This window comes from Paramuribaculum intestinale, assembly GCF_003024925.1.
Taxonomy (GTDB): Bacteria; Bacteroidota; Bacteroidia; order Bacteroidales; family Muribaculaceae; genus Paramuribaculum; species Paramuribaculum intestinale.
Map to the genome: position 1 here is coordinate 1 of NZ_PUED01000161.1, position 5202 is coordinate 5202.

Sequence of the window (5202 nt, forward strand, 5' to 3'; positions counted from 1 at the left end):
CTTAAACACATTAACAGATTCAAAAAGTCAAGATGACTTCACGCTCTAAAAAACTGTTTTGCGAAAAATCGGATGGGGCTATGTTAATTCGGTGAGATTGGCTAATTTTGTCGTTTATTATGGCTGAAAGCAGACAAAATGGAGTGGAGACGGCCAGATCATATGCCGACAGCGTGCGTGGCGCATTCAGTGCCATGGGCGTTTACGGTGGGGTGCAGGCTGTGCAGATTCTTGCCGGAATGATACGCGGCAAGTCTGCGGCGCTGTTGCTCGGTGTCGGCGGCATGGGCGTCGCATCGCTTTACGCTTCGGCTGCCGCTGTGGTGCAGCAGATAGCTGTTGCGGGTCTGAATCTTGCCGTGGTCAGGGAGATTTCCGGCATGTCTGACGACGAAGAGTCTTGCAGGGTGGCGGCGACGGTCAGTCGGCGGCTGACGGATCTCTGTGCCGTAGGCGGCGCGATATTGTGCTTGTTGATGAGCCCGTTGCTGAGCCTTCTGACTTTTGGCAGCTATGAATATACTGTAGGTTTCATGTGTTTGTCGCTGATGGTGGGCATGAGTGTGGCCGCCACGGGACGTCAGGCGTTGCTGCAGGCCACGCGCTCGCTGCGGCCTCTGGCCGGCGCGACGATCTGTTCCACCGTCGTGTCGGTAGTTGTGGCCGTGCCGCTATATTGGGCTTTTTCGGTCAACGGTATTGTTCCTGCGATGATCGCCGGATCGTTGTCAGGGCTATGGTTTTATTCGCGGGCCGTGGGTCGTTTGCGGCGATACGGAGGTAGCGTAGGAGTGCGGCTGCGCGATCATAAGCCTCTTGTGCGACGGCTTCTGCGTAGCGGCATGTCGCTGATGGCTGTAGGCGCTATGTCGGTAGGTGTGACGTTTGCAGTCAACGTATGGCTTCGTGCCGAGGCTGGCGAGTCGTCGGTGGCCATGTATAATGCCGCGTCGTCGGTAAGCTCCCAGTGTGCATCTCTGGTGTTCATGGCTATGGCTATGGATTATTTCCCCAGAATCAGCGCTCTTGCTGGCGACCGTAAGGCCATGAGTGATGTGGTGGAGCATCAGATCTGTGCGGTGCTTACGGTGCTGGCTCCGATGTCGTGTCTGTTGTCGGCAATGGCTCCGCTGGTGACCGGGTTGCTTTTCAGTAGTGAGTTTGATGGCATGATCCCGATGTTGCGATGGCTGTCGGTGGCAATGGTGCTTAAAGGAGTGTCATATCCGTTGGGGTATGTGCCGCTCGCTATGGGACACCGTCGGTTGTATTTCCGGCTTGAAGGTGTTTATGGGACGGTGACGGTTTTTACGGCTGTAGCTGCCGGATATGTCGCAGGAGGCCTTGAAGGGATCGGAGTGGCGATGTGTGCGGTCTATGCTCTTGATATAGCAGTCTATGCAATGGTGTGCCGAAGATGTTTCGGCGTTTTACCCGGAGGCCGAACGTTATCGATAGCCGGCCGATCGGTGGCGATCGCAGTGTGTGCGGTCATGGCGTCGGGTCTGCCAGATCGTGTATGGGCATACGCCGCGCAGGCAGTGGTGTGTCTGGTAGCGCTGACGGCATCTTGGATCGAGTTATGTAGGATCAAACGAGATATATGACGGGTGATAATCTGGATAATTATATGAGTGAGATAGTTTTGCGACACGCGACAGATGCCGATGCCGGCGAGGCGTGGAGAATACTCGACGCTGCCCGCCGTCGAATGCTTGCGGCCGGCAAACGCCAGTGGAGCATGGAGTATCCGTCGCCGGCCAATGTAGAGGCCGATATTTCGGCCGGGACAGCCATTGTGGCTGTCGACCGGTCGGGACGGATGTCGGGATATTGCTCGGCTCCGCTCACCGGTGAGGCGGCCTACGACAATATCGACGGCAGATGGCTGACCGATGGTGAGCCGTATCTGACAGTCCATCGTCTGGCCGTAGCGCCCGAGGCTTTGCGCAGGGGAGTGGCCTCGGAGATGATGCGTCGTCTTGAAAATTATGCCGTCGATGAGGGAATGCACTCGATTCGGATCGACACCAATTACGACAACGAAGCCATGCTCCGCATGCTTGAACGTCTGGGATATTCGGGCTGCGGAGTGGTCAGATATGCGTCGGGCGAGCGCATGGCTTTTGAAAAGAAATTGTGAAACATTAACCGTTGAATATTTGTTCAAGATATATGAAAACCAAAGAGCGTATAGTAATAGTCGGAGGTGGGTTTGCCGGCCTCAATCTCATAAAAGGTCTTGATAAGCGCCGCTTCGAGGTCATACTCGTTGACCGCAACAATTTTCACTCGTTTCCCCCGCTGTTCTATCAGATAGCGTCGAGCGGACTCGATCCGGCGAGCATCTCGTTTCCGTTCAGGCGGGAGATGCGCAAGGGTAAGGTCAAGGGCGCGAGATTCCACCTCGGCGAGGTGAAGCGTATTGATGTGGATCGTAAGGAGCTGCAGACACAGTATGAAACATTGAGTTATGACCGGCTGATAATAGCGGCCGGAACAACCAATAATTTTTTCGGCAATCCGGAGCTGATCAAGTATGTCTATACCATCAAGTCCGTTTCGGAAGCGATGCGCACGCGCGATGAGATACTCGACCGTCTGGAACGTGCGTCGCTCACCCACGACGCCGAGTTGCGTCGTCGTCTGCTCAGCTTTGTGGTGGTAGGCGGCGGTCCGTCGGGAGTGGAGGTCGCCGGCGCTTTGGGCGAGATGAAGCGCGATATCATCAAACGCGAATATCCCTCGATCGATATCGATGAAGTGAACATCACGCTTCTCGAAGGATCCGACAAGCTGCTTGGCGCCATGTCGCCGCAGTCGTCGGCAAAAGCTCTGAAATATCTTGGCGAACTGATGGTCGACGTGCGGCTTGGCCATGTGATGAAAGAGTACACCGACGAGCAGGTGACCATCGACGACGGCACACGCCTGACAGCCGGAATGGTAATATGGACGGCGGGAGTGACCGGAGTGACTTTCGATATGGGCGGAACCGGACCGACGCTTGTCAGGGGCAACCGGTTTGAAGTGGATCGCTTCAATCGCGTGAAAGGTCTTGACGACGTGTTTGCGGTGGGCGATATAGCGTATATGGCCACTGAGGCTTTCCCTCATGGTCATCCTCAGCTTGCACAGGTGGCCATACAGCAGGCGCGACACCTTGCCGACAATCTCAACCGTGACCGCTGGACCGAGCCTTTTGTCTACAACGACAAGGGGTCAATGGCCACTGTCGGCCGCAATCTTGCAGTGGCCGATCTTAAACACATGCATCTCTACGGATGGCCGGCATGGCTGGCATGGATGTTTATCCATCTGATATCCATTCTCGGAATGCGCAACAAGGCCAATGTGCTGCTCAACTGGACGTGGGCCTACTGGACCTACAACACCTCCCTGCGCCTCCTCGTCCACACCGCCCGCTATCCCCTCCGCTCCCGCTGGGGCGAGCGCTGAACTCGCCTCATTCACTGGGTTCTATGATCTGCGGTGTCGGTTGGTCGATACCGCAGCGACCGCGTAGTTGATAAGGCGTGGTCTGATGGTTTTGTTTTTTTATGGCGAAGGGGTTGCATCTGGCGTCATTATTTTGTAACTTTGCACTTTAACGCGATGCAGGGCGACTGTATCGGCCGCAATCAACAATCGACCGTGAAACTGACCTTAAAAACAAAATCCATAATCAACCAGATATGCTGAAACTGCGAACAAGAGCCATGGCCGCCATACTGACGTTAGGCATGGCAGGGGTGGCGTCGGCCGAGGATTACACAAGCTATGTGAATCCTTTTGTCGGCACCACTAATTTCGGTACCACCAATCCCGGAGCCATAGTGCCTAACGGCATGATGTCGGTGGTGCCTTTCAATGTGATGGGGTCATCGGACAACGTGTATGACAAGGACGCGAGATGGTGGTCGACCCCCTACGAATTCAACAACAAGTTTTTCACCGGTTACGCCCATGTAGCGCTCAGCGGAGTCGGATGTCCCGAACTGGGCTCGTTGCTGACCATGGCCACCACCGGCGATCTGGAGCCGGACTATCACAAGTATGGCTCGGCCTATACGGAGGAAACCGCAACTCCGGGATATTACGGAAATCGTCTGACGAAATATGATATCGTCACCGAAGTGACGGCAACAAAGCGCAGTTCGGCCGAGCGATATACATTCCCCGGCGGCCGCGGCAATATACTTATCAATCTCGGCGAGGGGCTGACCAATGAGAGCGGAGCCACAGTGCGCCGTGTAAGCCCTACGGAGATAGAGGGATCGAAGTTGCTCGGCACGTTCTGCTACAATGCCCAGGCAGTGTTTCCGATTTATTTCGTGATGCGTGTCAGCAAGGCGCCTTCATCGCAGGGCTACTGGAAAATGCAGCGCAAGATGGAGGGGCCGGAAGCAGCATGGGATCCCGACAACGGCAAATATAAACTCTATACGAAATACGGCCGAGAACTGTCGGGCGACGACATAGGATATTGGTATAGCTACGATGATCTTAAGCCTGGCGAACAGGTGGAGGTCAGAATGGGTGTGTCGTTTGTGTCGGTGGCCAATGCCCGCGAGAATCTCGACAAGGAGCAGGCCGGTCTGACTTTCGACCGCATCGCAGCCGACGCAAAGAAGATCTGGAACGACGATCTTGGCCGAATCCGTGTCAAGGGCGGCAGCGACGAGCAGAAGCGGGTGTTTTACACCGGACTTTATCATGCTCTGATTCATCCCAATGTGCTCAACGACGTCAACGGTCAGTATCCGAAAATGGAGAGTGCCGAAAACGGACATTCGACCTATGACCGATATACGGTATTCTCGCTGTGGGACACCTACCGCAACCTTCATCAGCTTATGACGCTCGTCTATCCCGAACGTCAGATCGATATGGTGCGATCGATGGTCGACATGTCGAAGGAGTGGGGGTGGTTGCCGAAATGGGAGCTTTATGGGCGCGAAACATTCACTATGGAGGGGGATCCGTCGCTTCCGGTGATTGTGGATACATGGCGGAAGGGACTTACCGACTTCGATATCGATGCAGCCTATGAGGCCATGAAACGTTCGGCCACGACGCCCGGAAAAGATAATCCGATGCGTCCCGACATAGATCTCTATCTTGAGAAGGCTTATGTGCCGCTCGGAGTGTATTCCGGCGATATGTCGGGTGATAATTCTGTTTCGCACGCTCTGGAGTATC

The 5202-nt window shown here is 55.0% G+C and carries 4 protein-coding genes; all 4 read left to right on the forward strand.

The genetic code is table 11. The features are described from left to right. The first annotated feature begins 119 nt into the window (after nucleotides 1-119). On the forward strand, nucleotides 120-1607 hold the full coding sequence (locus tag C5O24_RS10505; RefSeq protein WP_107034905.1) for an oligosaccharide flippase family protein: 1488 nt from the start codon (nucleotides 120-122) through the stop codon (nucleotides 1605-1607). Nucleotides 1608-1630: 23 nt separating this feature from the next. Beyond that, complete coding sequence (locus C5O24_RS10510) at nucleotides 1631-2143, forward strand: GNAT family N-acetyltransferase (protein ID WP_161553886.1); 513 nt, start codon at nucleotides 1631-1633, stop codon at nucleotides 2141-2143. A gap of 32 nt (nucleotides 2144-2175) precedes the next feature. Continuing rightward, nucleotides 2176-3459 (forward strand): NAD(P)/FAD-dependent oxidoreductase, encoded by a 1284-nt coding sequence (locus C5O24_RS10515; RefSeq protein WP_107034903.1) that lies wholly within the window; start codon nucleotides 2176-2178, stop codon nucleotides 3457-3459. 260 nt (nucleotides 3460-3719) lie between these two features. Further along, on the forward strand, nucleotides 3720-5202 hold a 1483-nt coding region (locus tag C5O24_RS10520; protein WP_439331591.1), incomplete at its 3' end, for a GH92 family glycosyl hydrolase.

Bases quoted from the DNA above. Each gene is read 5' to 3' on its own strand.
- C5O24_RS10505 (WP_107034905.1), top strand. From the start codon at position 120: ATGGCTGAAAGCAGACAAAATGGAGTGGAGACGGCCAGATCATATGCC.
- C5O24_RS10510 (WP_161553886.1), top strand. From the start codon at position 1,631: ATGAGTGAGATAGTTTTGCGACACGCGACAGATGCCGATGCCGGCGAG.
- C5O24_RS10515 (WP_107034903.1), top strand. From the start codon at position 2,176: ATGAAAACCAAAGAGCGTATAGTAATAGTCGGAGGTGGGTTTGCCGGC.